Raw genomic sequence first — 26,124 nt, 5'->3', positions numbered from 1 at the left:
TGTCAGTAAACTAATACAATAGCTTTTTTCTCAAAGAGCTAAAAAGCAACCGTCCGGTTAGCGGTCAATACCGGCCGGGATGGACTTGTTGCCTGATACCGCCGCCAAATAGCATTGCTTCCAGTAATAAAGCCAGCGAGAAAATGTAGAATCCCGTATTTTTAAGAATGTGGTTTGACATTTAATAAATGCAAAGGACTTTGGGTTTATAACATGCACGGCGCAAGTTCGATGATGTGATGAAGGCGTTGCCGGTTTCGGCGCGCTTCGCATTTCAATTTATACCTTGCTCATTGGATATGGCTCAGGTTTCCCGAAATAATACCCCTGCCCGTAATCTATATCTAGATTGGTTAATATTCTTACGATCGACTCATTTTCCACAAATTCAGCGATTGTTTTTTTACCTAAAGACTGCGCTACATTATTTATAGCCTGGACCAAAGCGAGGTTTGTGGAGTCCTCATCAAGATTCTGTATAAACGAACCATCAATTTTCAATAAATCAACCGGAAGGTAGCGAAGGTAATAAAACGAAGAGAAACCAATGCCAAAGTCGTCCAGAGCAAAGCGGCATCCTAACTTTTTTAGCCTGCGTATCCAGTTTTCAGCCCGAACAAGATCTCTTACCGCGCTGTTCTCGGTGATCTCAAACCCTAGGCGTTCCGGGTTAATACCGCTTTGATGGACTTTTTCCTCTATAAATTCGAGCAAACTTTCATCGCTTAAACTTATACCCGAAATATTAATGAAAAGCTTAAGTTGAGAATATTTTTTTAGTGTGGATAAAGAAGCCTCTACAACCCAGCGATCGATTTGGGCAATTAAACCAAACCTTTCCGCCACATGGATAAACCTTCCCGGTAAAATTAGCTGCCCCTGATTATCCTTTAACCGGATTAATACTTCATAATGACTTATTTTATTATTTTTTAGCTCATAAATCGGTTGAAACATAGGTATGAATCTATCCTCTTTTAGACCATGTTTAATTAAATTAACTAAATAATGAGTTTCAGTTACTTTATGATTTAATTGATCCGGTGATTGTTGATAAAAACTCACTTTATTTCTGCCTGCTTTTTTAGCTGTATATAACGCTGAGTCAGCGTAAGATAATATTTTGGGAGCGTCTATAGTACCATCAATCATGGTAACGCCTATACTTATAGTTAAGTTAAAACACGTTTTGTGAGTCACAAGGCATAATTCACTTTCTTCTATAATACTCCTGAGTTTTTCAGCCACAGTTTTTGCTTCTTCTTCTGTTGTTCCTTCAAGTAATACCGCAAATTCATCTCCGCCTAAACGTGCCAGAAGGTCTCCCTCACGAAGATTGCTTTTTAATATGCTGGTCAAAGTAATTAAATAATCATCGCCGGATGGGTGTCCCAGAGTATCGTTTATAAGTTTGAAGTTATCTAAATCAATTAAAAGTAAAGCGCTGATCTGCCCCCGCTTGGCTTTGGCAACAGCTCTTCGTAAATTTTCCAGTAATGAATATCTGTTTGGTATACCGGTTAATGAATCATGCGTGGCCAGGTATTGTAGCTGCTCTTTCATCCTATTTTGTTCGGTGATATCCCGAAGAGTTTCTATTGCCCCAACTAAACGACCTTTACCATCAAACAAAGGTGATGCTGTAGCCCATAAATAAGCTCCTTTACCGTTATTAAGGGCTGGAACGTACTCTTCTGCAATTAACGTATTTCCTTCCTTTTTAAGCTTTTGATATGGGGGATAATCTTTATTTCCCGGCCAAAAGAAATCGCAAAGTAATGGCCGTGGATATCCATAGAAAGGAATCCCGTAACAATAATTTCCTTTGCCTAACATTTCCTCTTTTTTAATTCCTGTCATCTTTTCAATGGCCAGGTTCCAGGCTATTACCTTTTTATGCTGATCAATGACAAAAGTGGGATCGGGAAGGGATTCTATTATATCCAGTAGTTGTTGTTGAGCAGCCTGTAAAACTTTTTCCGCCTTTTTGCGTTGAGTTATATCAATGATTACCCCTACTAAACCGGCAATCTCGTTATCATTATTTAAATAAGTAGCCTTATGAAATATTACATCGTGGTTGGTTCCATTAGCGTATACTGAGGCTTCGTAAAGATAATCACCAGGTTTGCTCAATAAGGTTTTGTCACTTTCCTTATAAATATCGGCCATGTCTGGTGGTGCTATATCACAAGCGGATTTTCCTATTATTTGCTCTTTTTTTAATCCAATAAATTTTTCAAATTCAAAATTACAGCCAATGTACCGTCCATCCAATCCTTTATAAAAAATGGGGTTTGGTATAGTATCAATTAGTTTTTGTAAAAAATGTGCATGTGATTGTAATTCTTTTTCAGCTTTCTTTCTCATGCTGATATCTCTGGCAAATATTAAAATACAATTTTTATTATAAAAATTTAAATTTATTCCGGTAACGGCTACATCGATTAATGTACCATCATTTTTATAACACTTGGATTCCTTCACGCTAAGGAGTGCTTGATTGATACTTGTTAATACAGCCATTTCAATTTCATGTATATATGGACCAAAAATCCTATCAATTTTATTATTGGTAATATCATCAGGATTATAACCAAGCCAAGAACAGACATAAGGATTTGCTGTTAAGACATTATGTGTATTCAGCTCATAAATTAATATTCCGGCAGGGGTATTTTCATATATAATTCTGTAATAATGTTCCTGGTCGGATAAATGCCTATTATTCAACAAATAAAACAGTCCTTTCCAACCATTGTATCTGTCTATATCTTACCAGAATTGCAAAGTAATTAAAAATATAAGTAACCGTAAAATAATCCACACTTTGTTCATAAAGTGAGGGTTTCAACCAACTTATAAACGGTAAAGCTCCCTGGTGGTCGCTAAGAGTCAGTACGTCGATGACGAACTTGACGAACAGGGAGAAAAACCACCTTAAACAAGGTCAAAAAAATGTTTTGACATCTTTAGCCACCATATTTTATCATGCGTTGGTTGAGAAGAAAAATTCTCACCAACGCATTATTTGTTTTAAAGGCAAATCTTAAGAAAGTCTTAATATTTTTATCAGGTGTTTTGCAAATATTGCCTGCCAAAATTAGATAGAAGGCAGGTGATTTGGGTGTAATATAATAAAACAGTATAAACAGTATAGTATGGAGTGATTTATATGGAAAAACTGAATGTCTTAGTGTGTGATGATGATACAGCAATAGTTGATGCTCTAGAAATATACCTAAAGTACGAAAATTATGGGGTAGTAAAAGCCTATACAGGAATTCAGGCTTTAAAGGCTTTGTCAGAACATAAAATACATCTGGTGCTGTTGGATATTATGATGCCGGATTTAGATGGCCTGTCGACAACAATAAAGATTCGTGAAGAATTTAATATTCCAATTATTATATTATCCGCCAAATCTGAGGACACGGATAAAATTACAGGATTGAACTTTGGCGCCGATGACTATGTGACCAAACCTTTTAATCCATTGGAGCTAATGGCCAGAGTCAAATCACAGATGCGCCGATATACTGCGCTGGGCAGTTTAGTTTCAAACAGCAAGATCTTAAAAACCGGCAGTTTGGAACTTGATCCGGAAGCTAAAGAACTACGAGTGGATGGAGAAATTATCAAGTTAACCCCTACGGAATATGGTATTATGCTGTTTCTCATGAAAAATCCAGGCCATGTATTTTCAACAGAACAAATATATGAGCATGTCTGGAATGAGCCGTCATATTCTGCGGAAAATACCGTTCCGGTACATATTAGAAGGATCAGAGAAAAAATTGAAATCAATCCTAAAGAACCGAAATATTTGAAGGTGGTGTGGGGAATTGGATACAAAATTGAAAAATATTAAATATTCGACGGGAGCAAAAACTGCTGCTTTTATTGTTGTATGGCTATGCGTAATGTGCGTTTTTGGGAGTGGTATGTTTCTATTATACAACCATAGCATTATAAGTAGTAAAAGTTATTATGATACCTACAAATTTAAAACTGAATTTAACATATTGCTTCATAATATCGTGGAATTAAAAGTTAAACTTAAAAGTGAAGAATCTATTAAGTCTTCCGGTGAAACGGAGGATGTTTTAAAAAATAATTTGCAACGTTATTATGATCTTGAGAAGCAAATTACTAATACGGTTAACTTTGCTTATTATATAAAAAACACCCAAACAGGAGAAACCATTACCAATGTAACCAAAACAGACGCGCTTGCCTTAATACAAAAACAGCCTTCCGCTGTATATTACAACCAGTTGACATATGAACCGGACTATCCATTCGGCGGAGATATAAAGCAGTTGTTGACGGGTACGCCATATGAAGTTTATGCGGCTGTAATTGAACCCTTAAAGCAGGGAGATGTGTTTTACGATGATTTTATGACGTATTCCAAAACCAAAACAATTGCAACCTACGTCAATGTTTTATTGGTTACAACTATAATCTTAATGATTTTAGCATTTATATATCTGGTTGTCGTTACCGGGCGTCAAGAGGGAGGAGAAATAACTATTCCATTTGTAGACAGAATTTACACAGATGTTTATTCCGTGTTGGTATTTATTGCAGCACTAATGTCGCTGGCTATTGCACGTTCAATTTCATTTCACCACGATCTAGTGGGATTATATGTACTGGCCCTGGTTTTTGGAATAGATGTATTAATAGGGCTGTCTTACATCCTATCTATGATAAGACAGATTAAAAGCAAACAAGTCATTAAAAATACATTAATTTATATAATATTTGACTTATGCTTTAACGGAAGGGCATTTAAAGCTTGGACATTACTCCTGCTTTTGGGATATGGAGCACTAAACGGAATTTTATTTGCGATGGTCCGATCTGGTCATTTTTTGTTATCTTTGTTCGCTGTCTTTTTATTAGTTGCCTTTAACATTGCCGCCATTTATTTTTCAGCCAAGTCTCTTTTGTCTTTATCACAAATCATGAAGGCTGTAAAAGAAATTTCAACAGGAAATATAGATTATGTATTAGATAAATCTGAAATATCAGTTGCGTTCTCGGGTTTTGCAGAGAACATCCAAAGCATACAAGGGGGACTGAAAAAAGCCGTTGCTGAGGCCATTAAAGGAGAGCGCATGAAAACAGATCTCATTGCCAATGTATCTCATGATTTAAAAACACCGCTAACTTCAATAATTAATTATGTTGACCTGCTAAAAAAGGAAGATTTAAACAGTGAAAAGGCCAAAGAATACTTATCTATATTGGAAGAGAAGTCTGCAAGGTTAAAGCAGCTGATTGAAGATTTAATAGAAGCGAGTAAGGCTTCAAGTGGCAATCTGGCCATTGAAGCGGAAAAAGTTGACTTGCATGAGCTGGTAATGCAAGCATGCGGTGAGTATGAGGAAAAAATTAATAAAGCGGAACTGGATGTTCACATTAATACTGCTGACAAAAATATATTAATATCTGCTGACGGAAAACATATGTGGCGTATTATTGAAAATCTGTTATCTAATGTAGTGAAGTATTCATTGCCGCATACTAGAGTATATATTAATATTGCTAAAAATGATTTATATGGTTTACTAATTATAAAAAACATAGCCGCCAGTCCTCTTGATATTCCCCCTGAACAACTGACAGAACGTTTTGTACGGGGAGATGCATCCAGAACGACGGAAGGATCAGGTTTGGGGCTTTCAATCGCACAAAGCTTAACCAACATACAGGGTGGTAGATTTAAAATAGAAATCGACGGTGATTTATTCAAAGTGATTATAGAAATACCCTTGTGGTCGGAAAAGTAATAATAAGTCATTATGCGGGAAAGAGGTGATGTAATTGACAGTCTGGAAATTACCGGAAAACCTGGTTAAAGCAGAATTTATCAGCCGACTGAATAGGTTTGTGGACCTGGCGCGACTGGAAGGCCGGGAAGCAAAAGTTTACGTACCCAGTTCGGGTTAGGATGCGGTAATTGCTGGTGCCCGGAGCCATGGTCTACCTTACCCCCGTCCGGGGCGTTCAACCGGAGGACAGCCTGCACGCTGCTACTGGTGCGTCACGAGGATATGCTGGTCTCTGTAGATTGAAAAGAAATCCCTCTTCCATGCTGAAGAGGGTTTCTTATCTGAATGCTTTAAGTTTTGTGTAAAACTTTATAGCTATTTTAACTGCCTATCTTATTTTACTATTCTAATTTTTGTATCATCATAATTACTAAACTCCACTGCCCCCATGGGTGACGTAACTATGTATTTCTGACTTCCAATAATCACTATAACGCCATCATATATTCTTTTTAATATTTTTATTCTCTTACCTGTTTCTGTTTTCAAAACTGTTTTAGTTGCAATTATTGAACCTACCTCATTTATTAAAATATCTCCTTTTGCTTTTACACTACCGCCCCGGAATATACCGTCAACATAAACGTTTCTGCCTGCAGTTATCTGTGAACTGAAGCAACCTTGACCGGAAATGTGCACATCTCTACTGCTAGATATAGTACTGTTGGCACAATAATCAACTTTCACATCAGCTGAATAATTTTTAATCTGTTCAAAAAAATCTTGGGCAAATTTTATATATTCCATTAAAATTTTTAACTTTTCCTGAGAAAGATCCCTCGGAGGTATATTCTCTTTAATTTTTTCTATAAGAATTTCAATTTCCTTTGGCATATCTATAGGTGTTATTTCCAAATAGTAAACGGTTTTTTTTAATAGATCTGTTGTATTGGGAAATTTTTTTTCAATTAATAACAATAATAAAAGTCCTATTTTAGTCCTATATTCTTTGAAGTCAGGGTGCTCAATTATAATGTTTATGTTCTTATTTAGTTTCTTAAAATTATCATAAAGTTTGTTAAGGGTAAAACTACAATTTTCTATATAATAACTGGCACCACCGCCTTGTACTTGTGCTCCAATACATTTATTGGCCCAAACAGATTCCATTGCGATTACAGTCGCCCGGTTAATGTACCCGAATACCTGAACGTTCCCTCCTGCTCTTACAGTCATTCCATCGTTAATATTACCATAAACGGTGATATTTCCACGGAAGTCTTGGTTTCCAGTGGAAATATCAATATCTCCACGATGTACAAGATGGGGTTCGATATAAAACAGCCAAGTATTACCGACTTTTTTCACCATTGGCCTACCGGCCTTGGTGGAATATACCATATTCCCTTCTAAACGAACACCCTTTCCGCTTTGGATTATTATTTTTTTCGGTTCTTCAGGTAAAATTATTTTTCCAGTTACGGATAATCCTGGTTGACCGGGTTTCCCTTCATGCTTTATCCCAAGTAAAACATCTTTATCAACAGAAGGGATTTGTTTTAAATTAAAAAAATTTACTTTATCTTGGGAATCAGCATTATGATTTGTAATGTTTTCATCAAATAACAGCTCCACAGAGTCATCAACGGGCTTTAGAGGTGGAACACCTCTGGCAATTTCAAAAGTGCTATCTTGTGGATTTTTTAGAAATTCTTCAATGGCTTGATAATTTACTCCATATGTAATTCCTTCTTGGTTAATTTTGTCTAAGATGTTTTCTAAAGTTAATGGAAAGAATTTGGTAATAGTACTGGTAGTTATTAAAATGAGCTGATTGCTCGGTAATTGGTCTTTAAGGTGGTACTGCTTAATCGTTTTTAATTTAACTGATGCATAAGCGACTATACCATCTTTGGATTTGTATATTTGTAAAGAAAGTGGCTGTTCTTCGGTTTTTAGCTCTACGTTTATATGATCCTCAGAGGATACTACGGTTTTTTCTTTCACAAGCTGACCGTTAATAAAAAGTCTAACCGGTTCAGTGGGGTAAATATAGGGTAAAGTGGTTTTACCCGGTGTAGCTTTTACATATATTTCATTATTTTGTACCCATATTTGGCCTGCTGGAAATTCTTCATCAACATCATGATGTTCAGGAGAAGGAGAACTTGATTTATTAATTCTTTGTAATGATTTATCTTCGTGAACTGTTTGACCTTTCATTTCTTCACTGGTTTTTGCATCATTTTTGTTATTTTGAGAGGATTGATTATTAAAGATTTTATCAATTAGCTGTTTTAATTGCTTTTCGGTAGAAATTTTAACCCCTCCCCTCAGTTTTTTATAATACTTTCACAATGGATTATCCGTTAAAGTTCCTATTGTTGTTATGCAGGTCTTGATAAAATCATGTTGTTATGTAAATATGGATTACTCTAACATAAAATCTTTCTCAGTAAAAAGCTTGATACAGGCATCTACAACTGTATTGTCATAGAGTTTTCCCTTATTTTGCGATATTTCCAGTAAGGCCTTGTCTATGCCGATAGGAGACCGGTAAGGCCTGTGGGACACCATAGCCTCGACAACGTCAGCTACGGCCAGGATTTTTGCTTCCAAAAGAATTTCTTTATCATATAAACGATAAGGATACCCCGAACCATCCACTCGTTCATGGTGTTGAAGCACTATTTGAGCGATCGGCCATGGGAATTCTATCATTGTCAGGATATCGTGGCCGATTTGAGGATGGTTTTTTATTATTTCAAATTCAATATCACTAATTTTAGCGGGTTTCCTTAAAATTTCAACCGGCACATAAATTTTTCCGATATCATGAATGATTCCACTCAAACCAATTACCTTAATGATCTCTTCAGATAAGCCTATCTCGTTGCCAATGGCACAGGCAAGTCTGCTCACCCGCTTTTGATGCTCAGCAGTGTACGGGTCCCAGGACTCAGTCATTTTAGCCATTGTACAGATGCTCTCAATAACTATTCTTTCTAACTTTTTGAGATTTTCATTGTTTTCTTCTTCAGCTTGCTTATGTTCTGAAATATCTCGAATAATACCGTTGATACTTATTATTTGATTATTTTTTAGTTGAGGGCGGCAGGAAGCAGATACATAGCGTACAGTATTATCTTTATCCAGTACCCTAAATTCACGTACATCCGGCTCACCTCTAATAACACGATGAAAACTTTCATAAACACCGGGCAGGTCATCTGGATGTATAAATTTTTCAAAAGGTTTCCCTATTATTTCGTCCAGTTCGTAAAAGAACAACTGTTCTGCGATTGGGTTCATATAGGTAATGTGACCCTGTTTATCTAATGAATAAATTATGTCATTAACGTTCTCTACTAAAAATCGATATTTTTCGCTAGATTCTTGGTACAAATCTTCCGAATCAGTAATATCAATCAGAGAGGAAACGCGCTTGGTTGTGCCAGGTATAACGTCAACGGTTGCCAAAACATGTTTGATATTTCCTTCCTTGGTTATAAACCTGAATTCATAGCGTTTTGGAGCATCCCCTTGGCCGGTTCTTCGTGCAAAGTGATAATTTTTCATTTTTTCTAAATCATCTTGAACAACGAATTCCGTCCATTTTTTTTCACCTTCTATCTCGGTTTTTGAATAGCCTGAAAGTCTCTCAAATTCTGAGTTTATGAGTAATATGGTGGTATTTTCATCAAAAATTGCCATTGCTGATCCGGTAGCTTCAAAAATTATTCGGTAAGTATCTGACTTTCGCAGCAAATTGCTTAATTGTTCCTGATTGTCCATCTCCTTCATTTTTGCTTGCACCAACCTTCTAGAGATTTACGCCCCTTTTTTCCGAATGGTCTTGCTTTTTCTTTCAGGATATTTTTATCTTAGTAAAGCTTTCCAAGGGATAAGGTGCGGGCCTTCCAAGGTAAAACCCTTGACCACAATCTATTCCAATCGCCTGCAACACTTTTAAGATATTTTCATTTTCCACAAACTCAGCAATGGTCTTCTTTCCCAGTGTGTTCGCTATGGTGTTAATAGCCTGAATCAAGGCACGATGGACAGGTTCTTTATCCAAGTTGCGGACGAAGGAACCGTCAATCTTGATGTAATCTACCGGTAGAATACGAAGATAGGAAAAGGACGAAAATCCTGTCCCAAAGTCATCCAGTGCAAAAAGACACCCCAGGCTTTTAATCCTGCGGACCCATCGCTCAGCCCGAAATATGTCTTTTACGGCAGCGGTTTCTGTTATTTCAAAACCTATCCGGGAAGGGTCTATGCCACTCTCGAGTATATTTGATTCAATTAAACCCAAAACAGCTTCATCTCCCAGAGTGACCCCGGAAAGATTTATAAAAAGCCTTAGTTCAGGAAATTGGCGCATAGTCGCTAAGGATGATTGAACCACCCATAGATCAATTTGATGCATTAAGCCAAAGCGTTCAGCAACAGGTATAAACCTGCCGGGAGAGATTATCTTTCCGTTCTTGTCCTGGAGGCGAATCAGGGCTTCGTGATGAATTATTTTTCCGTCACTTACTCTAACCACTGGTTGAAAACAAAGCACAAACAGGTCTTCTTTAAGGGCATTCTTGATCAACCCAACTAACTGGTTTGTTTCAGTTAGCCTGTTTATCGGATCTTCATCGGACCCGGCAAAGGCAAACCTGTTCCGGCCCCCTTCCTTGGCTGCATAAAGGGCGGTATCAGCTAGAGAGAGGAGTTTTTGATAGTCTAAAGTACCGTCAACCATTACAATACCAATGCTGATACTTAAATTTAAACGGAGTCCGTGAGTAACAAGATTTAACTCACTTTCGTACACCGCCCGGCGCAGTTTATCGGCTATAATCCCGGCTTCTTGATCGGATATTCCTTCAATCAATACTGCAAACGCATCACCTCCTAACCGGGCTAGAAAATCTCCTTCACGCAAGTTAATTTTAAAAACATTAACTAAAGCAATTAATAACTCATCGCCTGCTGCATGCCCAAGAGTATCATTGACCAGTTTAAAGTTGTCAAGGTCAATAAAGAGGAGTCCACTTTTTTCTCCACGTTTTGCTTTTGCTACCGCGCGTTCAATAGTTGCCTCCAGGGAATACCTGTTGGGGATATTGGTCAAGGCATCGTGTGTTGCCAGATATTGCAACTGCTCCTCCATCCGCTTCCGCTCGGTTATGTCGCGGATGGATTCAATGGCTCCAATCAAGTTCCCATCACTGTCAAAGAGCGGTGAGGCCGTCTCCCACAGGTGGGCTCCTTTTTCTTCAAGTAAAGAAGGTGTATAGGTTTCAGAGTACAATGTATTGCCTTTTCTTTCTATATATGGATAGAACGTTTCGCTTTCCCTGTTTTCCGAAAAAATAAAATCAATTAATAACGGCCTTGGTTTTCCGAAAAAAGGTACCGCATACGCATAGTTACCATAGCCGATTATGTCTTCTTTACGCACTCCTGTCATCTCTTCGAGGGCCCGGTTCCAGGCAATGACTTTTTTGTCACGGTCAATGACAAAGGTGGCATCGGGTAGAAATTCGATTATCTGCTGAAGCTGTTGATTGCTTTCTCTCAGCGCCTCTTCCGCCCGCTTGCGCTCCCAATAGACACCTACCATCTCAGCCACTACCCGAAGAGCTTTTGTGTCTTCGGCGGACCACTCCCGGCACTTTTCCGTGTCATCGAATCCCATAAATCCGCTCAGTGTTCCATTCGTTGAATAGATTGGAACAACCAAGAGGGAACATATTTCCTGAGCTTGAAGATTTTCTTTCTCAGCACCGGCTTCGGGTGGAAGGTCGTCAAGGTCCGGTATCACTATGTTTTCGCCGTGTTCAAGCTTCCTCATCCACCATGGGAATATGCTCGAATCCAGATCCTGAAGGTTATCAATCTGAGGCACTGTTCCAGAACTGCACCACTCGTGCGTATTTTCCATCTTACTGCCGTTTTCGCGAAATTTAAATATATAGGCTCGATTGGCGGAAACGGCTTCTCCCAGAATCTTCAGTACTTCTTTAAGATCAGTACCCTCCGGAGAAACAAACAACCTTGAAGCCTGTGCTATCGCTCCCTCAATAGCGATTCGATGTTGTATAAATTTTTCCATTTTCTTTCTTTCGGTGATGTCAACAATCACTCCCACCAAACCAGCCATACTTCCATCGCTGTCGGAAAAAGTAGCCTTGTTAAAGATTACGTCATGCATGGTGCCATCGGCATACATTACGGTGCTTTCATAAACCTGGACACCCGGGTTCCGGAACAATTCCGCATCCTTTTCATGGTAAATGTCTGCCAGGTGTTTGGGGTAAATATCATAAACGGACTTTCCGACTATCTCCTCTCTGGTTAAACCATTGTAAGACTCGAACGCAACATTGCAGCCTCTGTATAATCCTTTTATGTCTTTGTAAAATATTGGTATGGAGACGGTATTGATTAATTTTTGTAAAAATTCATACTGTTCTTGCAGTGCTTTTTCCGCTTGTTTACGATGGGTGATATCACGGACGATGGTCAGTAAAACTTTTTTATCATTTAAACTAAAAGCATGCGAACTTAATTCAACGGGTATTTTTACTCCATTTTTAGTTACTTGAATCGTCTCAAAAGTGATGTGAGCGTTATCTAAAAACTTTTGCTTAACTTCCGGTTTGACATTGAAATGTTCCTTATCAATAATGTCCTCTGGTTTCATTACCAAAAATTCATCTCTGCTATATCCCAACTTCTTGCAGGCAACATCGTTAACCTCAATGAAGCGAGCCGGCAGTCCTTCGTTGGTCATTTCGTACAGGAAAATTGCGTCATTTGCATTATTAAACAACAACCGGTATTTCTCCGTACTCTCACTTAGCGCGTCCACTGCTAGTTTATACTCGGTAATATCAATAGCCATTTCACACCGGACCATCCGGCCATCCGGCCACCTTATGGCTCTGTCAATGCAGCGGTACCAACGATGGTTGATTTTATTGCGGGTTTCCCAGATATATGTCTTGCCGGCATTCTGATTAAAAATATGCTCATTAGTACAAAATGGGCAAGGTGACTCCATGCCTTGAAGTGCCTTGTAACACTTTTTTCCTGCCACATCTCCAAACTTATCTTTAATAATTCGATTGGCGTACAGTACTTCATATGTATCCGGATCGCTTACATAGACACTTTCATCCATACCGTTAAAAATGGAAAGTAATTGTCGACGCTCTAGCTCCAGCAATTCCTCCGTCTTTTTTCGTTCTCTGATGTGCCCGGTAATATCGTGGGCAATCCCAAGGAGATGAGTGCAATGTCCTTTATCATCGCAAATAGGTGTCAGTTTTGTTTCAAATATTAATTGTCCTTTAGGAAACTCTGCGATTTCTTCGAAGCAAACTGTCCTCCCTGACTGAGTTGCTTCTTTGTATTTTTTAATCATAAAAGTAGAAACTGTTCTTGGATAAATATCTTCGATCCTTTTACCAACCACTTGTTCTTCAGAATACCCTGTAACTACGAGATAAGATTTATTAACTGTAAGAAAACGGTAACCATTATCTGCCTCAACTTCCACAAGAAACACTAAATCCGAAACATTATTATAAATTAGCGAAATATGGTTTTTCTCCAACATAAATTACTCACCCCGCAGCTTTCAATTTACGATGTTGCAAATGATACGTGCAGGTGCAATAAACAAAAAACTACCTTGCCGTGAAGGTAGCCCCACTCATACATATTTCACGGCAACCCGGCTGTCATGGCTAATGCTTTAGACCCGTGGCTTTGCGTCCCCATCTTTCGACTAGGTTTGCCATTTTCTTTAAAGGCATTTTATGGTTCAAAAGTCCTATGTGTCAATGGGACAAAGGTCCCGATTTTGTAACCTTTATCCCGAATGTTCCCATTCGGCTTCGGGCACTTCATCTAAAATATTTGTCATTAAATAGCTGGTTAAGATATAATAGTGTAGCCTCCTGGTATGCAATCGTTCAGTGCGTCAAATGCTCTGATTCCGCTTTTTCCGACAGCAATAAATAATTGCATGCAATAAGTCAAAATAATAAAGGATGGAGGAATAATTTTGACTATGTGGAATATTTAAGGCGTGTTGTGGTAAGGTAAGAAAACAGCCTGTACAGGGGGAGATTATGGATAAAGAATTGGGTCAAAAAATTAAAGAAGTAAGAACTTCCAAAGGAATGACTTTAAAGGATCTTAGTGAAAAAACCGGCTTGTCTATCAGTTTTTTATCGTTAGTTGAGCGAGGATTGGCATCAATAGCAATTGCCTCGCTGCGATCTGTTGCGGAAGTTTTGGGTGTAGATCTGGCTTATTTTTTTAGTATGCCTCATAAGCACGAAAACATGATTTTCCGCAGTTATGAACAGGAAGCTATTTTAGTGGAACACTCCAAGAATGTTTATTGCAGTTTAGCCAGTAATTTTGAAGACCGGAAGATGGATCCCATGTTAACAATCTTGCTTCCAGGTCAGCAGAGATCGGATCTGGCCCCAATTTCTCATCACGGCGAGGAGTTTTGCTACGTTTTAGAAGGAATATTGACTTATATTATTGAGGATAAAGAATACGAACTATATCCGGGGGACAGTGTTCATATTCCTTCCAGCATCCCACATAATTGGGGTAATTTTACCAATAAATTGGTAAAAGTAATTTTAGTTGTTTTTCCCAAGATTTTTGATTAAGGAAAAACAAAAATATTTTGATGCTTCTATATATGAACTTTTTCACAAAGCTTTAAAGAGGGTTATCTTAATTCACCTTGACAAAGGCACTTTTCCTGTTTGCCGGGCCGGAAAAGTGCCTTTCTTATTAATGGTAACAATTGAAAATAAAATATTTCAAGAATATTTACAGAAATTATTTTTACTTTTACTCAAATTATAGAAGGAATTTAGGAAAATAAGCCGAATTAACCATATTTAATTTGAGTATAAGTAAAATAATCCAAATAAAATTCCAGGTCATATTAGAAGTTTCAATGGAGGTAATAAAAATGGGATCTACTTACGCCAGGAGAAGGAGCGAGTTATTCAAGATTTTGGCCCACCGGGGAATTGAACAGGTAATAGTAGGAAAACCCCTTAATATTTATTATTTTACCGGAATCATGATTAACCCGTATGAAAGATTTGTAGCTCTTCTGCTGGACAGCAAAAACAATAGTTGTTCCATGATTTTGCCCAGCTTGGAAAAAGAGATTGCTTCAGTTAAAGGTATTCCCGAAATTTTACACCGGGATGATGAAGACCCAATACTTAAATTGCTGGAGGTTTTGGACGGCTGTAATACTCTTGGGGTGGAAATGGATTATTTCGACATGAAATTGGGGGAAAAGTTTATAGAGTATCTGCCAAAAATGAAATTAATAGATGCGAGCAAGCTGATTGGAAATCTTCGCATATATAAAGATCAGGAAGAAATTGAAAAAATCCATACGGCAGCCAGGTATGGAGACCAGGTCTTGGGTGAGGTCAGAGATTTAATTCAAATTGGACGTTCGGAAAAAGATATTCAATTTGCCTTATTCCGGGCCATGTCAGCCAAGCCGGGAGTTGTTACCGATTCCTTTGTGATCCAGGTTTTGGGCGGGGAAAGAACGGCAAATCCGCACGGTTTCTCCGGAGATTATGTGTTCCAAAAAGGTGATGCGGTGGCTCTGGATTATGGTGTGTACTATGATCGTTATTGGTCCGATTATTGCAGGACATTCTTTATTGGAAAACCTGATCCCAGAATGGAGACCATTTACAAAATCGTATTGGAGGCTCAAACCGCTGCCATTGAAAAGGTTCATCCCGGCATACCCATCAAAGAAATAGATTTAACGGCAAGACAGATAATTGAAAAAGCGGGTTATGGCGAATATTTCATACATAGAACCGGACACGGCATTGGACTTGATATTCATGAATACCCCAAGATTCACAGGCAAAATGAGGATATCTTGGAAGAGGGTATGGTGTTTACCATTGAACCGGGGATTTATATTCCCCAATTAGGCGGGGTGCGGATTGAGGATGATGTCGTGGTTACAAAAAACGGAGCAAAGGTGCTGAATAGTTATTCCAAAGAGTTTAAAGATATGATTTTGGGGTAAACAGTTATTTGACTAAACAAGATTTATGCGGATGATGGAAAATTTAACATTAAGATTTAGCCGCATGGAGCAGCGGTAAGGGCTACATGAAATAGTTACGCAGGGGGAGGTGAGAAAATGAGCAAATACATTGTCAAAAGGGTGCTGATCGTATTTCCCACATTGCTTGCCATTATTTTTATCGTGTTCGGCATCATGAGCTTAACACCAGGGGACCCCGCACGTATGATGCTCGGACAACAAGCTTCGCCGGAGGCTGTTGCCAGGGTCAACCACGAGCTTGGATTCGACCGGCCATTCATTATCAGGTATGGGGACTATGTGGTCAAGCTTTTAGAGGGAGATATGGGAAACTCATACCGTACCGGCAGGCCGGTATTTAATGAAATAATTTCACGCTTACCCACCACCGCCAAGCTGGCTTCTGCCGCCATACTATTAGCTGTGATGATTGGTGTTCCCCTGGGTATTTTATCGGCAGTCAAGCAATATAGTCTGTATGATATTACGGGTACTGCCGCTGCCATGCTCATGGCATCGATACCGGGGTTCTGGTTTGGACTGATGGCGATTTTGCTGTTTGCGCTGAAGCTTGGCTGGCTGCCATCCAACGGCAGTGACACGTGGGTGCACTATATATTGCCGGCAATTACACTGGCAATTCCGGTATCCGCATCACTTTTGCGGCTAACCCGAACAACGATGCTGGAAACTATCAGACAGGACTACGTGCGCACTGCCCGTGCCAAGGGGCAGACGGAGAAAAAGGTGATTTTCCACCATGCGCTGAAAAATGCGCTGTTGCCGGTTGTTACGGTAGCAGGATTGGAGTTTGGAGGCCTTTTGGGAGGAGTTGTTACCATCGAAACGGTCTTCTCCATCAACGGAGTTGGAACCTTGATCATCGATGCAATCAGAATGAAGGATGTGCCCCAGGTAACCGGTTGTGCCATATTTCTTGCCTTTCTTTTCATGATGGTCATGCTGATTGTTGATATTCTTTATGCCTATATCGATCCTAGAATCAGGGCTCGATATCAAAAAGTGTAGACTGGTGAGGGGATAATGAACATGAACAGTATAACTGAAATCACCACCACTCCCATAAAGAAAAAATATAAGAAAAAAAGCCGGTTTGGGGAAATCTGGAAACGAATGAAAAAGAACAGAATCGCCATGTTGGGGCTGGCCATTTTTTCCGTGATCGTGCTTTGCACCGTATTTGCGGATATGATTGTTCCTTACAGCGTGGCATTGGAGCAGAACATAGGAGATCGCTTGCAGCCTCCTTCGGCAGCCCACTGGTTCGGTACCGATGCATACGGCAGGGATATCTTTGCACGTGTTATCCATGGCACACGTAACTCCCTTGTCATGGGTATTGGAGCTGTTGTTGTAGGTATTTCACTGGGCGGGGTTTTTGGTGCTGCTGCAGGATATTACGGCGGTATAGTAGATACGTTAATCATGAGAGTTATGGATACGATTATGTGTATTCCATTTATGCTTTTGGCTCTTGCAATCGTAGCGGCCCTCGGGCCGGGTCTGGTAAATGTGCTGATTGCCCTGATGCTGTCCATGGTTCCTTACTATACCAGAGTGATCCGTTCGGCGATATTAACGGTAACCGGGCAGGATTTTATCGAAGCCGCCAAGGCATGCGGCACCCCTGACCGCTATATCATCCTGAAGCACATCCTGCCCAATGCTATCGGTCCCGTAATCGTACAGGCAACAATGTCGGTGGGCACTATGATCATATGGGCTGCAGCCATGAGCTTTCTTGGCATGGGAATACAGCCGCCCACACCGGAATGGGGCTCAATGCTTTCAGAAGGCAAAGACTATATGTTATCGTCACCTCACCTGGTGATATTTCCCGGGATGGCAATCGTTTTAACCGCTCTATCAATTAACCTGTTGGGTGACGGACTCAGAGATGCCCTTGACCCAAGGCTAAAAGATTGAGGTGAATATGATGAATGAAAAGCTTTTAGTCGTTAAGGACCTCAGCGTGATTTATAAAACGGATGAAGCGATTGTTCATGCCGTCAATAAAATCAACTTTGACATCGGGCGCAAGGAGACCATCGGACTGGTCGGTGAAACGGGAGCGGGAAAGACGACAACTGCTCTGGCGATAATGCAGCTTCTGCCGGAGAGGACGGGAAGAATCACTGAAGGGGAGATATTATTTAAAGGAGAAAATCTTTTAAAGAAATCCAAGAACGAAATGAGGATGATACGAGGCGAGCGCATGTCGATGATCTTTCAAGATCCCATGACTTCGTTGAATCCCATCGTGACAGTAGGCGATCAGATCAGGGAGTCACTGGACATTCACAACCATGATAAAAAGAATAAAATTGAGCTGGAGGCGCGGGTCGATGAGCTGCTTAAGCTTGTCGGCATCCAGCCGAGAAGAAAAAGCGAGTACCCCCACCAATTTTCAGGCGGCATGAAGCAGCGCGTTGTGATTGCGATGGCTCTGGCGTGCAACCCGGAACTGCTCATTGCCGATGAGCCGACCACAGCCCTTGACGTCACCATACAGGCCCAGGTGCTGGCCTTAATGGCAGAGCTTAAAGAACAGCTTGGTACCTCCATGATCATGATTACCCACGATTTGGGTGTTGTGGCCCAGACCTGCGACAAGGTGGCGATCATGTATGCCGGAGAGATCGTCGAACAAGGTACAGCCCGTGATATATTCGAAGGGGAGAAACACCACCCGTATACCCTGGGCCTTTTTGGTTCCATACCTGATCTTGAGGTTGAGACACGCAGATTGAACCCTATTGACGGGTTGATGCCCGATCCGACAGATCTGCCCCCGGGCTGCAAATTCCACCCCAGATGCAAGTCGTGTATGGAGATATGCAAACATAAGCAACCTGAGCCACATTCCTTTGGCAATCATATCATCGTCTGCCATCTCTACGCAAAGGAGGTGTAAGCTTTGGAGCCGTTAATTAAAACTATAGACCTCAAGAAATATTTCAAAGTAAACGGCGGCCTTCTTCATGCTGTGGATGGCGTGAATATTGAGATAAAAAAAGGGCGGACCCTCGGCGTGGTCGGCGAGTCGGGCTGCGGCAAATCTACACTTGGAAGATTGGTGATACGGCTTTTGGAGGCCACATCCGGAGAGGTACTTTTTGAGGGTAACGATATACTGAAATGTAACAGGCAGGAAATGAAAAAAATCAGACCGAAGATGCAGATCATCTTCCAGGACCCGTTCTCCAGTCTCAATCCCCGCATGTCGGTATTTGAACTGATTGCTGAACCTCTGGTCATGAATCACGTTTACAAAAGCCGCCGGGAAATGACGGAAAAAATACTCAGTTTGATGGATACGGTGGGATTGGCCGAGCGTTTTGTCAATACCTATCCCCATGAGATGGACGGCGGACGCCGCCAGCGTGTAGGTATTGCCCGGGCGCTGGCATTAAGTCCTAAATTTATTGTTTGTGATGAGCCGGTATCTGCTCTGGATGTATCTATTCAAGCACAAATTTTAAATCTGCTGATGGACCTGCAGGAGGAGATGAAGCTTACCTATATGTTTATCACCCATGATCTTTCTGTGGTCAAGCACATTTCCAATGAAATCGCCGTCATGTACCTGGGACAGTGCATTGAACGGGCTGAATCAACAGAGCTGTTCAAAAACCCGATGCATCCGTATACCAAAGCACTGCTTTCGGCGATACCGGTTCCGAGGCTGACCGGCAACCAAAACAAAAAAATTATCAGAGGTGAGGTATCGGACCCGATCAATCCAAAGCCGGGCTGCCGGTTCGCTTCGAGATGCGACTATTGTAAAGACCACTGCCTGGGACAGGATATTCCGCTGAAAGATCAGGGCAACGAACATTTTGTGGCCTGCCGTATTTATCAATGATCTAAACAGCCACCGGGCTGCTAGATAAAAAAAGAGGAGGTTAAGAATTATGAAAAGAAAAATTGTACTGTTATTATTTGCTATCATGATTGCTGCTCTTTTTGCAGGGTGTGGCCGGAATAATGGCGGCACAAGTGAACAGACTCAATCTAGTGCGGACAAAGAGATGGTTGTTGGCATTCCCAAAGTTACGGAAAGTTTTGATTTCTATAATACTTCCAACGGCTTTGAAAGCATCAGTATGTCCCAGGTTTATGATACCCTTGTGATTAAAGACAATAACGGAAAAACAGTCCCCTCCCTTGCTGAAAAATTTGAGATTTCCCCGGATGGCAAAACATATACCTTCTATCTCAGAAAGGGCGTTAAGTTTTCAAACGGAGTTGAGTTTAAAGCATCAGACGCCAATTATTCCATCGACCAGGCCATGGCATCGTCCTGGACTTCGTGGGCATATGCTTCCATTAAAGACTGTGAAGTTGTTGATGACTACACAATTAAACTCAACATGAAAACGCCGAATGTGGGCTTCCTCGAATATTTGGCCAATCCTTACTACAGCGCTATGCTCAGCGAGGAGACCGTCAAAAAATACGGCAAAGACTACGGAAAAACAGTTGAGTCCACCGTCGGAACCGGCCCCTATATCCTAAAGGAGTGGAAACCCGGTGAATTGTGTGTCTATGAAGCCAACCCCAACTATTTTAAGGGTGCACCGGCGATCAAAAAGGTCAGGATGAAGACAATTACCGATGTGAACGCTGCCATAATCGCGTTGCAAACAGGAGAGATCAATGCGTATTTCAATGATATTCCAGGTATTAATTATGACTCTGTTTCTAAAGCTGAAAAACTTAATATGGTAACTTTCCCGTCGACGATCTTTTTTGAATGTATCATGAACACCAAAACCGGACCATTTGCCGATGTCCGTTTGCGTCAAGCCGTGGCTTATGCGGTTGACCGGCAACAGATGCTTACCGTTGGTGCGGAAGGTCATGGTGCGGTAGCAGACTACCCGGGCAATCGCCAGGGTTATACGGAAGGAGACCCGGCCCTAAAAAATACATGGTATCCGGTTGATCTGGAAAAAGCCAAGCAGCTGGTAAAAGAAGCGGGTATGGAAGGTAAGACGATCACGATCAAGACCTATGCCACCGACCCGTATCCGAAGCTTGCCACCATACTCCAGGATGCCCTCACCAAGATAGGGCTGAAGGCGGAAGTGCAGCAGATGGAGAGGGGTGCCTTTATTGACGAAGTATTGACCAAAGGCCAGTATGAAATCGGCATTTGCCGTTGGGCCGCCGGCACAAAGGATATGGACGAAATCATGTATGGCAGCCTCGCCACCGCCAGTATTGGTTCTGCCGGCAACTGGAGCTGGTACTCCAATTCTGCTATGGATGAACTTCTGACGAAGGCTGAAGCCGAAACGGACCCCGAAGCCAGAAAACAGCTTTATGCCGATGCCATTAAAATCTATGACAAGGATGTACCTCAGATTCCCCTGTATTATCCGGACGGAAGCCGTGCTTATTCCAAGGATTTGGCTATTGACAAAGGTAATGTCGAATATGACAGATTATTTGACTTCAAATGGAGCAACTAAACCAAAATCATGTTTAGTTATTAATGACATATTTATTTTAGTATATCGTATAACCCCTTTAAATTTGATAGATAACGTCGCATGGGATAGTGCGGCGTTATCTATCAATTAATCAACTACGAGGCAAGACATGAAAAAGTAAAGTGTCGGTGCGGCGAATTCTTTGAAAGGGACGGATTAATATGGTAAAGGCAGATACTAAATCCTTTAAGTTCTTATCGGAACAGGAAATTGAGCAGATTCATCAAGCTAGCCTATATATTCTAGAGAATTTTGGCGTCAAAGTTGATGACCCGGACTTAAGGAACGACTTGCATTCAAAAGGATGCCAAATTATAGGTGACCGGGTAAAATTTAAACCTGACTTAGTTCAGCTGGTTCTTGACAATGGTACCCGGGAAATTACTTTTACCGGTCGATCGGGAAAGAAGGTAGAAGTAAAACCAGGCAATGTGATTTCCCATTCCACCGGGGGAATACCCAGTATTCTTGACCTGGAAACGGGCCGGAAAAGGAACGCTACCCTTTCCGATTTTGTCAAGACTTTGCGACTAATGGATCATTTGGACCAATTGGATATGCCTTGCGCCTTAGTGTATCCGGAAGATGTGCCAAACGAAATCAGCCAGATCAGACAATTTGAACATATGTTAAAATTCACCACGAAGCCCATTTATGGACCTGGAATATCCTCGGCCCGGGAAGCAAAATATATTGTTGAATTGTTCCAGGTGTTTTCAGGCCCAAATAATTCATTGACGGACAATCCCATGGGACTGGTTGGAATTTCTCCGGAAAGCCCCTTATATTTTCCCAAGGAAATAACCGATACCATGAAATTAATTATTTCCGCAGGGATCCCTACGGTAATTTTGTCAGCCCCGATAGCGGGAATATCCGGTCCGTTTACCATTGCCGGAGGGGTTGCTCAAATGACTGCGGAAATGCTGGCTTTTGCCGCGATTGCCTATTTGATTAATCCGAAAACACCATTGATTTACGGCTCTCGATTAAACTATCCCAATATGAGAAATGGGTTGTCTATTTGGGGTCTTCCCGAAGTGGGGATCGGCAATGTCATAGTAGCGCAGCTTGCCCGCCATTACGGATTTTTAACCGATGTTTACGGCTTATCCTGCACATCCTGTACTTTTGATAATCAAATGGGATACGAAAAAGCGATTAACGGTATTTTGCCTGTAATAGCCGGAGCAAACATGATTTCCGGTTTTGGCAGCATGGCCAATTTAATGGTGGCTTCATATGAACAATTGGCCATCGATAATGAAACATTTGCCATGCTCCGCAAAGTACATAGAGGAGTGCAAGTGAATCCGGATACCCTGGCTTTGGATGTTATTTCCAGTGTTTTGAACGGAGGTACTTTCCTGGCCCAGGAGCATACGGTGCGGCATTTAAGAGGTGGGGAGATATTTATGCCCAAACTTGGTTTCGATTACTCCTGGAGCCAATGGGAAGCTGCCGGCCAAAAGGATATCCGAATGAAGGCGAGAGAACTGGTGCAAGAAATATTGAAAAATGATCATTATGAACCTCTTGCCGTGGAGCAGGAAAAGGAAGTCGATACAATTGTGGAACATGCTTATCAAGAATTAGTAAGCAAATAAAATGGTAATAAGAAAAAACTTTGAATTTAACTAAAGAGGCTATCCTAAAAGTCGATTTTAGGATGGCCCTCTTTATTTTAAAATGTATATCAACATAACCGCCAGGCCAGAAAACATAGTGATAAGCCCCTGAGCGTACCAATTTCCCAAAACCGCTAACGAATTGGTTTTTCCATAATTATTATTGATACCTTCTTTATTTAGGGGCGGGGTTGACTTATTGCATTCCTTAATTTTGTCAATTATGTTTATCGTAAATTTTATTATACCATAAATGAAAAAAAGGGCTGAAAAGCTACAGATGATTTTGGTTTGTAGAAAGGTTTTAAAAGGATTTTAATGTTATTTGTAGTATAATTCAACAAAAATACACCAAATTATACTATTTCATCAATTAAAGATCGATCGGTCGAAAGTCCGGTGTATAAAGCTATGGCCTAAGGCTGTTCTGGCTATGGCTGAGGATGCTTGTATGTGCTAAGGTAAATTTGTAATAGGTATAAAGCAATGTATTGTTGCCCAAACAAGGCTTTGAAGCCAACATGGGAGTAGGATAACTATGAGCGCTGTTTTTTTTAAAGCATTGTTAACAGGGCTGCTTTTCTGTGTGCCAATTGGACCGGTTAACCTGTTATGCATAAGGCGTACCCTAGCGGAAGGGCGCCTTAGCGGTTTTGTATCCGGATTGGGTGCAGCCGCAGCCGATAGTTTTTTTGCCTACGTTGCTGCTCTGGGGGTAAGTTACATAGCCAATTTTTTTCTTAAGGAAGAAAATTTTCTGCAGTTGGGCGGAGGGATTTTTTTATGCTATCTGGGCGTAAGAATATTCAGCGCCAAACCCGTTGACAGGTCCAAGTCAACCGCACCGTCAGCACAGGGTTTTTATAAAGCTTTCTCATCTGCCTTTTTTCTAACTGTAGCCAATCCAGTTACCATATTGGCATATACCGCAATTTTTGCCGGTTTTAATCTTAACGGGGGGAGCAGCCATTTTTATGCTGCTTTCATAGCAGCTTCCGGAGTGTTTTTAGGTGCTATATTATGGTGGTTTATTTTAAGCAGCGTTGTAAATTTACTGCGCTACAAACTCACAGACCGGGGCATCCTATGGTTTAACAGGGGTTCCGGCATAGCCATTGCGGTGTTTGGGGTCTTAACTTTGCTGGATTTGTTGGGTAAAACCATGCTGCATATATAGTTCAGAGGATGGCTAATATGTTCGGCGCGTATTTCAGCTGTTTTCCCGGTGCCGGATCCTTTACCCGTACCGTGGTTAACTACTGTGCCGGGGCAAAAACCAGGTTGGCGGGAGTGCCTTCCGGATTTTTGGTGCTGCTGCAGATCCTTTTCAAGCCATTTATTAAGTACCTGCCCAATGCCGGCCTGGCCGGGGTATTGATGGTGGTAGCCTGTTCAATGATTGATAAAAGGGAAAATTTGTTATCCTAATGAAAGATAATATACAGAGCAGCCATGATAAGTGGTTGGTGTATGAGATAAATAATAAGCGTATGTTTTCCTATTGAGGCAAGCGGCCTAAAATACTTGCTTGCCGTGGCGAAAAGGCTTATTTCTTGTTTGTAGAGCACCTTCCTTAATGATATTCCCAATAAGAATATCCCGAACCATGGAATTAAAGGAAAGTAATCCACGGAAGAAAAACTTGGTCCCCAAAAACCCAGCGGCACAAGCCAGTTATGGCTAACTGATAATTGTGGAGTAACTTCACCGGCAAGGATAATTACCGTGCCGATTGCCGCCAATACATAAGGAGCGATGTTTTTAAATACCGGGGAGAGCAGAAGACACACGCCTAAAAACTGCAATATGCCAAATACGATGTTGGACCCTGGCACAACTATATACATTATCAGGAAAATGACATAGCCCCAGGCAATTAATTTAAAGGCCCTGAGAGTGTTATTTTTACTGAAAGTACAACTTACTCCGGCAATTAGAATAAATAAGATGGCAGCTGTTTTACCTATAATGAAAAATATGCCTTGATTATAAGTGATATCGACGTTATAGAACTCCTTGAGGTCGTAAAGAAGATGGTAGATAATCATCAATAACAGGGCAAAACCCCTTAGCGTATCAATTTCCCATAAACGCTGGCGAACTTGTTTTTCCATGGTGTTTATTTCCTCTAAAATATAAATACTCATAGAAGTACAGAAATCTGCTTAATAAATGTGTTAAAGTCATCTAATTCCTTGTTGGCAATCTCATAAACCCGATCAGGAGTAACTTCCTGGTAACCATGTACCACGCGATTGCGGAAACCAACCATGCCACCATAAATATCCAGGTATTTGCGAGAAACTAATCCGTTTTCTACCAAAGCTTTTATAGCATCCCTGGCATCAGTTGGTGCATGGTTATATTCCTTTGCCGATATATGGTACGCTATATCAATTAAAGCCTCAATGGTTGTTTGAATTGCATATTTGAGGCCCCTTAGCACCCAGGCGTCATTTATAATTTCTTGCTTACTTTTTTTTGCTAATAACTGTTTAATACTGGTAACCTGTTCACGAATATACCCAACTTTTATTAAAACACGTTCACGATCAATGCCCATTTTTATATAACCTCGCTGAGAATATCCTCTAAAGCAGCCCTGTATCGAGGGTAAACTTCGGAATAACGCCTGCTGACATCCTCAATAATATCAGTTATGCGATCCATATTCTTAACATAAATTAGACAACCGTCTTTGATTATACGATAGCTAAAAATTGGGCTTTGCGGGGATACAAATGTAATGTCATAGTGTTTATTATTAAACGTACCCAATAAATAAGCAATTGCGGTTTCCAATTGTTCTTGCTCTTTATCACTCATATTGCTATCTTCCAGAACCAGACCTAGATCTATATCACTATCAGGCCTACATTTTCCCAAAGTTGAACCAAATAAATACGCACCTGCAATCTGGGGAAAATCTTTTAATACTGTATTTACCCTAGAACTAATGGCCTCAATATCTTCGGAGATAAGGTTCCTCAACACTCTCCTCCCCCTGCATAATACATGGATATTTCATTTTTGGCTGGAACTAATTGGTTACATTATAACAT

20 protein-coding genes and 1 riboswitch are annotated in these 26,124 nt (G+C 40.6%); of the genes, 13 read left to right on the top strand and 7 right to left on the bottom strand.

Annotation, left to right across the window (positions count from 1 at the left end; all coding sequences use genetic code 11):
- Positions 1-279: 279 nt before the first annotated feature.
- Positions 280-2,736 carry a bifunctional diguanylate cyclase/phosphodiesterase gene (locus H569_RS21180; RefSeq protein WP_051273224.1) on the bottom strand — a complete coding sequence of 819 codons (2,457 nt, stop codon included), beginning with the start codon at positions 2,734-2,736 and terminating at the stop codon, positions 280-282.
- A gap of 439 nt (positions 2,737-3,175) precedes the next feature.
- On the opposite strand from H569_RS21180, the gene H569_RS0103985 reads away from it, so the two are divergent.
- The 3 genes from H569_RS0103985 to H569_RS23305 are packed head-to-tail and all read left to right on the top strand — an operon-like array spanning position 3,176 to position 5,961.
- Entirely contained in the window at positions 3,176-3,871 is a 696-nt protein-coding gene (locus H569_RS0103985; protein ID WP_027363941.1) for a response regulator transcription factor, read from the top strand.
- Positions 3,846-5,801, top strand: coding sequence for a sensor histidine kinase (locus H569_RS0103980; RefSeq protein ID WP_027363940.1), 1,956 nt, complete (start codon positions 3,846-3,848; stop codon positions 5,799-5,801). The genes H569_RS0103985 and H569_RS0103980 overlap by 26 nt, the downstream gene beginning before the upstream one ends.
- Positions 5,802-5,835: 34 nt before the next feature.
- The gene (locus H569_RS23305) at positions 5,836-5,961 is read left to right on the top strand and encodes a hypothetical protein (protein ID WP_257720083.1); all 126 of its coding nucleotides are present in this window, start codon (positions 5,836-5,838) and stop codon (positions 5,959-5,961) included.
- Between the two features lie 215 nt (positions 5,962-6,176).
- On the opposite strand, the gene H569_RS0103970 is transcribed toward H569_RS23305, so the two are convergent.
- From H569_RS0103970 to H569_RS21175, 3 genes are all read right to left on the bottom strand, one after another.
- Entirely contained in the window at positions 6,177-8,006 is a 1,830-nt protein-coding gene (locus H569_RS0103970) for a DUF342 domain-containing protein (RefSeq protein ID WP_027363939.1), read from the bottom strand.
- Positions 8,007-8,213: 207 nt separating this feature from the next.
- Positions 8,214-9,587, bottom strand: a complete 1,374-nt coding sequence (locus H569_RS19110; protein WP_051273222.1) for a PAS domain S-box protein — start codon at positions 9,585-9,587, stop codon at positions 8,214-8,216.
- A 64-nt stretch (positions 9,588-9,651) separates the two neighbouring features.
- Positions 9,652-13,404, bottom strand: a complete 3,753-nt coding sequence (locus tag H569_RS21175; RefSeq protein WP_051273220.1) for an EAL domain-containing protein — start codon at positions 13,402-13,404, stop codon at positions 9,652-9,654.
- Positions 13,405-13,512: 108 nt separating this feature from the next.
- Positions 13,513-13,596: riboswitch (cyclic di-GMP riboswitch) on the bottom strand.
- Positions 13,597-13,921: 325 nt separating this feature from the next.
- Here H569_RS21175 and H569_RS0103955 point away from each other — a divergent pair.
- From H569_RS0103955 to H569_RS0103905, 10 genes are all read left to right on the top strand, one after another.
- Complete coding sequence (locus tag H569_RS0103955) at positions 13,922-14,479, top strand: cupin domain-containing protein (protein ID WP_027363938.1); 558 nt, start codon at positions 13,922-13,924, stop codon at positions 14,477-14,479.
- Positions 14,480-14,790: 311 nt separating this feature from the next.
- Positions 14,791-15,894, top strand: coding sequence for a M24 family metallopeptidase (locus H569_RS0103945; RefSeq protein WP_027363936.1), 1,104 nt, complete (start codon positions 14,791-14,793; stop codon positions 15,892-15,894).
- A 117-nt stretch (positions 15,895-16,011) separates the two neighbouring features.
- Entirely contained in the window at positions 16,012-16,944 is a 933-nt protein-coding gene (locus tag H569_RS0103940; RefSeq protein WP_027363935.1) for an ABC transporter permease, read from the top strand.
- 21 nt (positions 16,945-16,965) lie between these two features.
- A complete protein-coding gene (locus H569_RS0103935) occupies positions 16,966-17,862 on the top strand; it encodes an ABC transporter permease (RefSeq protein ID WP_051273217.1) in 897 nt (298 codons plus the stop codon).
- Between the two features lie 10 nt (positions 17,863-17,872).
- Complete coding sequence (locus H569_RS0103930; RefSeq protein WP_027363933.1) at positions 17,873-18,850, top strand: ABC transporter ATP-binding protein; 978 nt, start codon at positions 17,873-17,875, stop codon at positions 18,848-18,850.
- A gap of 3 nt (positions 18,851-18,853) precedes the next feature.
- Complete coding sequence (locus H569_RS0103925) at positions 18,854-19,801, top strand: ABC transporter ATP-binding protein (protein ID WP_027363932.1); 948 nt, start codon at positions 18,854-18,856, stop codon at positions 19,799-19,801.
- A 49-nt stretch (positions 19,802-19,850) separates the two neighbouring features.
- The gene (locus H569_RS0103920) at positions 19,851-21,413 is read left to right on the top strand and encodes an ABC transporter substrate-binding protein (protein ID WP_027363931.1); all 1,563 of its coding nucleotides are present in this window, start codon (positions 19,851-19,853) and stop codon (positions 21,411-21,413) included.
- 182 nt (positions 21,414-21,595) lie between these two features.
- Positions 21,596-23,041, top strand: a complete 1,446-nt coding sequence (locus H569_RS0103915; protein WP_027363930.1) for a trimethylamine methyltransferase family protein — start codon at positions 21,596-21,598, stop codon at positions 23,039-23,041.
- Between the two features lie 559 nt (positions 23,042-23,600).
- The gene (locus H569_RS0103910) at positions 23,601-24,239 is read left to right on the top strand and encodes a LysE family translocator (RefSeq protein WP_027363929.1); all 639 of its coding nucleotides are present in this window, start codon (positions 23,601-23,603) and stop codon (positions 24,237-24,239) included.
- A gap of 17 nt (positions 24,240-24,256) precedes the next feature.
- Positions 24,257-24,490 carry a SulP family inorganic anion transporter gene (locus H569_RS0103905; RefSeq protein ID WP_027363928.1) on the top strand — a complete coding sequence of 78 codons (234 nt, stop codon included), beginning with the start codon at positions 24,257-24,259 and terminating at the stop codon, positions 24,488-24,490.
- Here the strand turns inward: H569_RS0103905 and H569_RS0103900 are convergent.
- Genes H569_RS0103900 through H569_RS0103890 form a run of 3 tightly spaced genes read right to left on the bottom strand, consistent with a single transcriptional unit; the run spans position 24,487 to position 26,056 of the window.
- Positions 24,487-25,209, bottom strand: coding sequence for a heparan-alpha-glucosaminide N-acetyltransferase (locus H569_RS0103900; protein ID WP_238492457.1), 723 nt, complete (start codon positions 25,207-25,209; stop codon positions 24,487-24,489). The genes H569_RS0103905 and H569_RS0103900 overlap by 4 nt on opposite strands.
- A complete protein-coding gene (hepT, locus tag H569_RS0103895; protein WP_034629410.1) occupies positions 25,206-25,625 on the bottom strand; it encodes a type VII toxin-antitoxin system HepT family RNase toxin in 420 nt (139 codons plus the stop codon). The genes H569_RS0103900 and hepT overlap by 4 nt, the downstream gene beginning before the upstream one ends.
- A 2-nt stretch (positions 25,626-25,627) precedes the next feature.
- A complete protein-coding gene (locus H569_RS0103890; RefSeq protein ID WP_157833456.1) occupies positions 25,628-26,056 on the bottom strand; it encodes a nucleotidyltransferase domain-containing protein in 429 nt (142 codons plus the stop codon).
- Positions 26,057-26,124 lie beyond the last annotated feature (68 nt).

This window comes from Desulfotruncus alcoholivorax DSM 16058 (assembly GCF_000430885.1).
Classification (GTDB): domain Bacteria; phylum Bacillota; class Desulfotomaculia; order Desulfotomaculales; family Desulfallaceae; genus Desulfotruncus; species Desulfotruncus alcoholivorax.
Note: the sequence above shows the minus strand (reverse complement) of the source record. Positions and strands in the feature narration are given on the sequence as shown.

Bases quoted from the DNA above. Each gene is read 5' to 3' on its own strand.
- H569_RS0103985 (WP_027363941.1), top strand. From the start codon at position 3,176: ATGGAAAAACTGAATGTCTTAGTGTGTGATGATGATACAGCAATAGTT.
- H569_RS0103970 (WP_027363939.1), bottom strand. From the start codon at position 8,006: ATGAAAGGTCAAACAGTTCACGAAGATAAATCATTACAAAGAATTAAT.
- H569_RS19110 (WP_051273222.1), bottom strand. From the start codon at position 9,587: ATGAAGGAGATGGACAATCAGGAACAATTAAGCAATTTGCTGCGAAAG.
- H569_RS21175 (WP_051273220.1), bottom strand. From the start codon at position 13,404: ATGTTGGAGAAAAACCATATTTCGCTAATTTATAATAATGTTTCGGAT.
- H569_RS0103955 (WP_027363938.1), top strand. From the start codon at position 13,922: ATGGATAAAGAATTGGGTCAAAAAATTAAAGAAGTAAGAACTTCCAAA.
- H569_RS0103945 (WP_027363936.1), top strand. From the start codon at position 14,791: ATGGGATCTACTTACGCCAGGAGAAGGAGCGAGTTATTCAAGATTTTG.
- H569_RS0103940 (WP_027363935.1), top strand. From the start codon at position 16,012: ATGAGCAAATACATTGTCAAAAGGGTGCTGATCGTATTTCCCACATTG.
- H569_RS0103935 (WP_051273217.1), top strand. From the start codon at position 16,966: ATGAACAGTATAACTGAAATCACCACCACTCCCATAAAGAAAAAATAT.
- H569_RS0103930 (WP_027363933.1), top strand. From the start codon at position 17,873: ATGAATGAAAAGCTTTTAGTCGTTAAGGACCTCAGCGTGATTTATAAA.
- H569_RS0103920 (WP_027363931.1), top strand. From the start codon at position 19,851: ATGAAAAGAAAAATTGTACTGTTATTATTTGCTATCATGATTGCTGCT.
- H569_RS0103915 (WP_027363930.1), top strand. From the start codon at position 21,596: ATGGTAAAGGCAGATACTAAATCCTTTAAGTTCTTATCGGAACAGGAA.
- H569_RS0103910 (WP_027363929.1), top strand. From the start codon at position 23,601: ATGAGCGCTGTTTTTTTTAAAGCATTGTTAACAGGGCTGCTTTTCTGT.
- H569_RS0103905 (WP_027363928.1), top strand. From the start codon at position 24,257: ATGTTCGGCGCGTATTTCAGCTGTTTTCCCGGTGCCGGATCCTTTACC.
- H569_RS0103900 (WP_238492457.1), bottom strand. From the start codon at position 25,209: ATGAGTATTTATATTTTAGAGGAAATAAACACCATGGAAAAACAAGTT.
- hepT (WP_034629410.1), bottom strand. From the start codon at position 25,625: ATGGGCATTGATCGTGAACGTGTTTTAATAAAAGTTGGGTATATTCGT.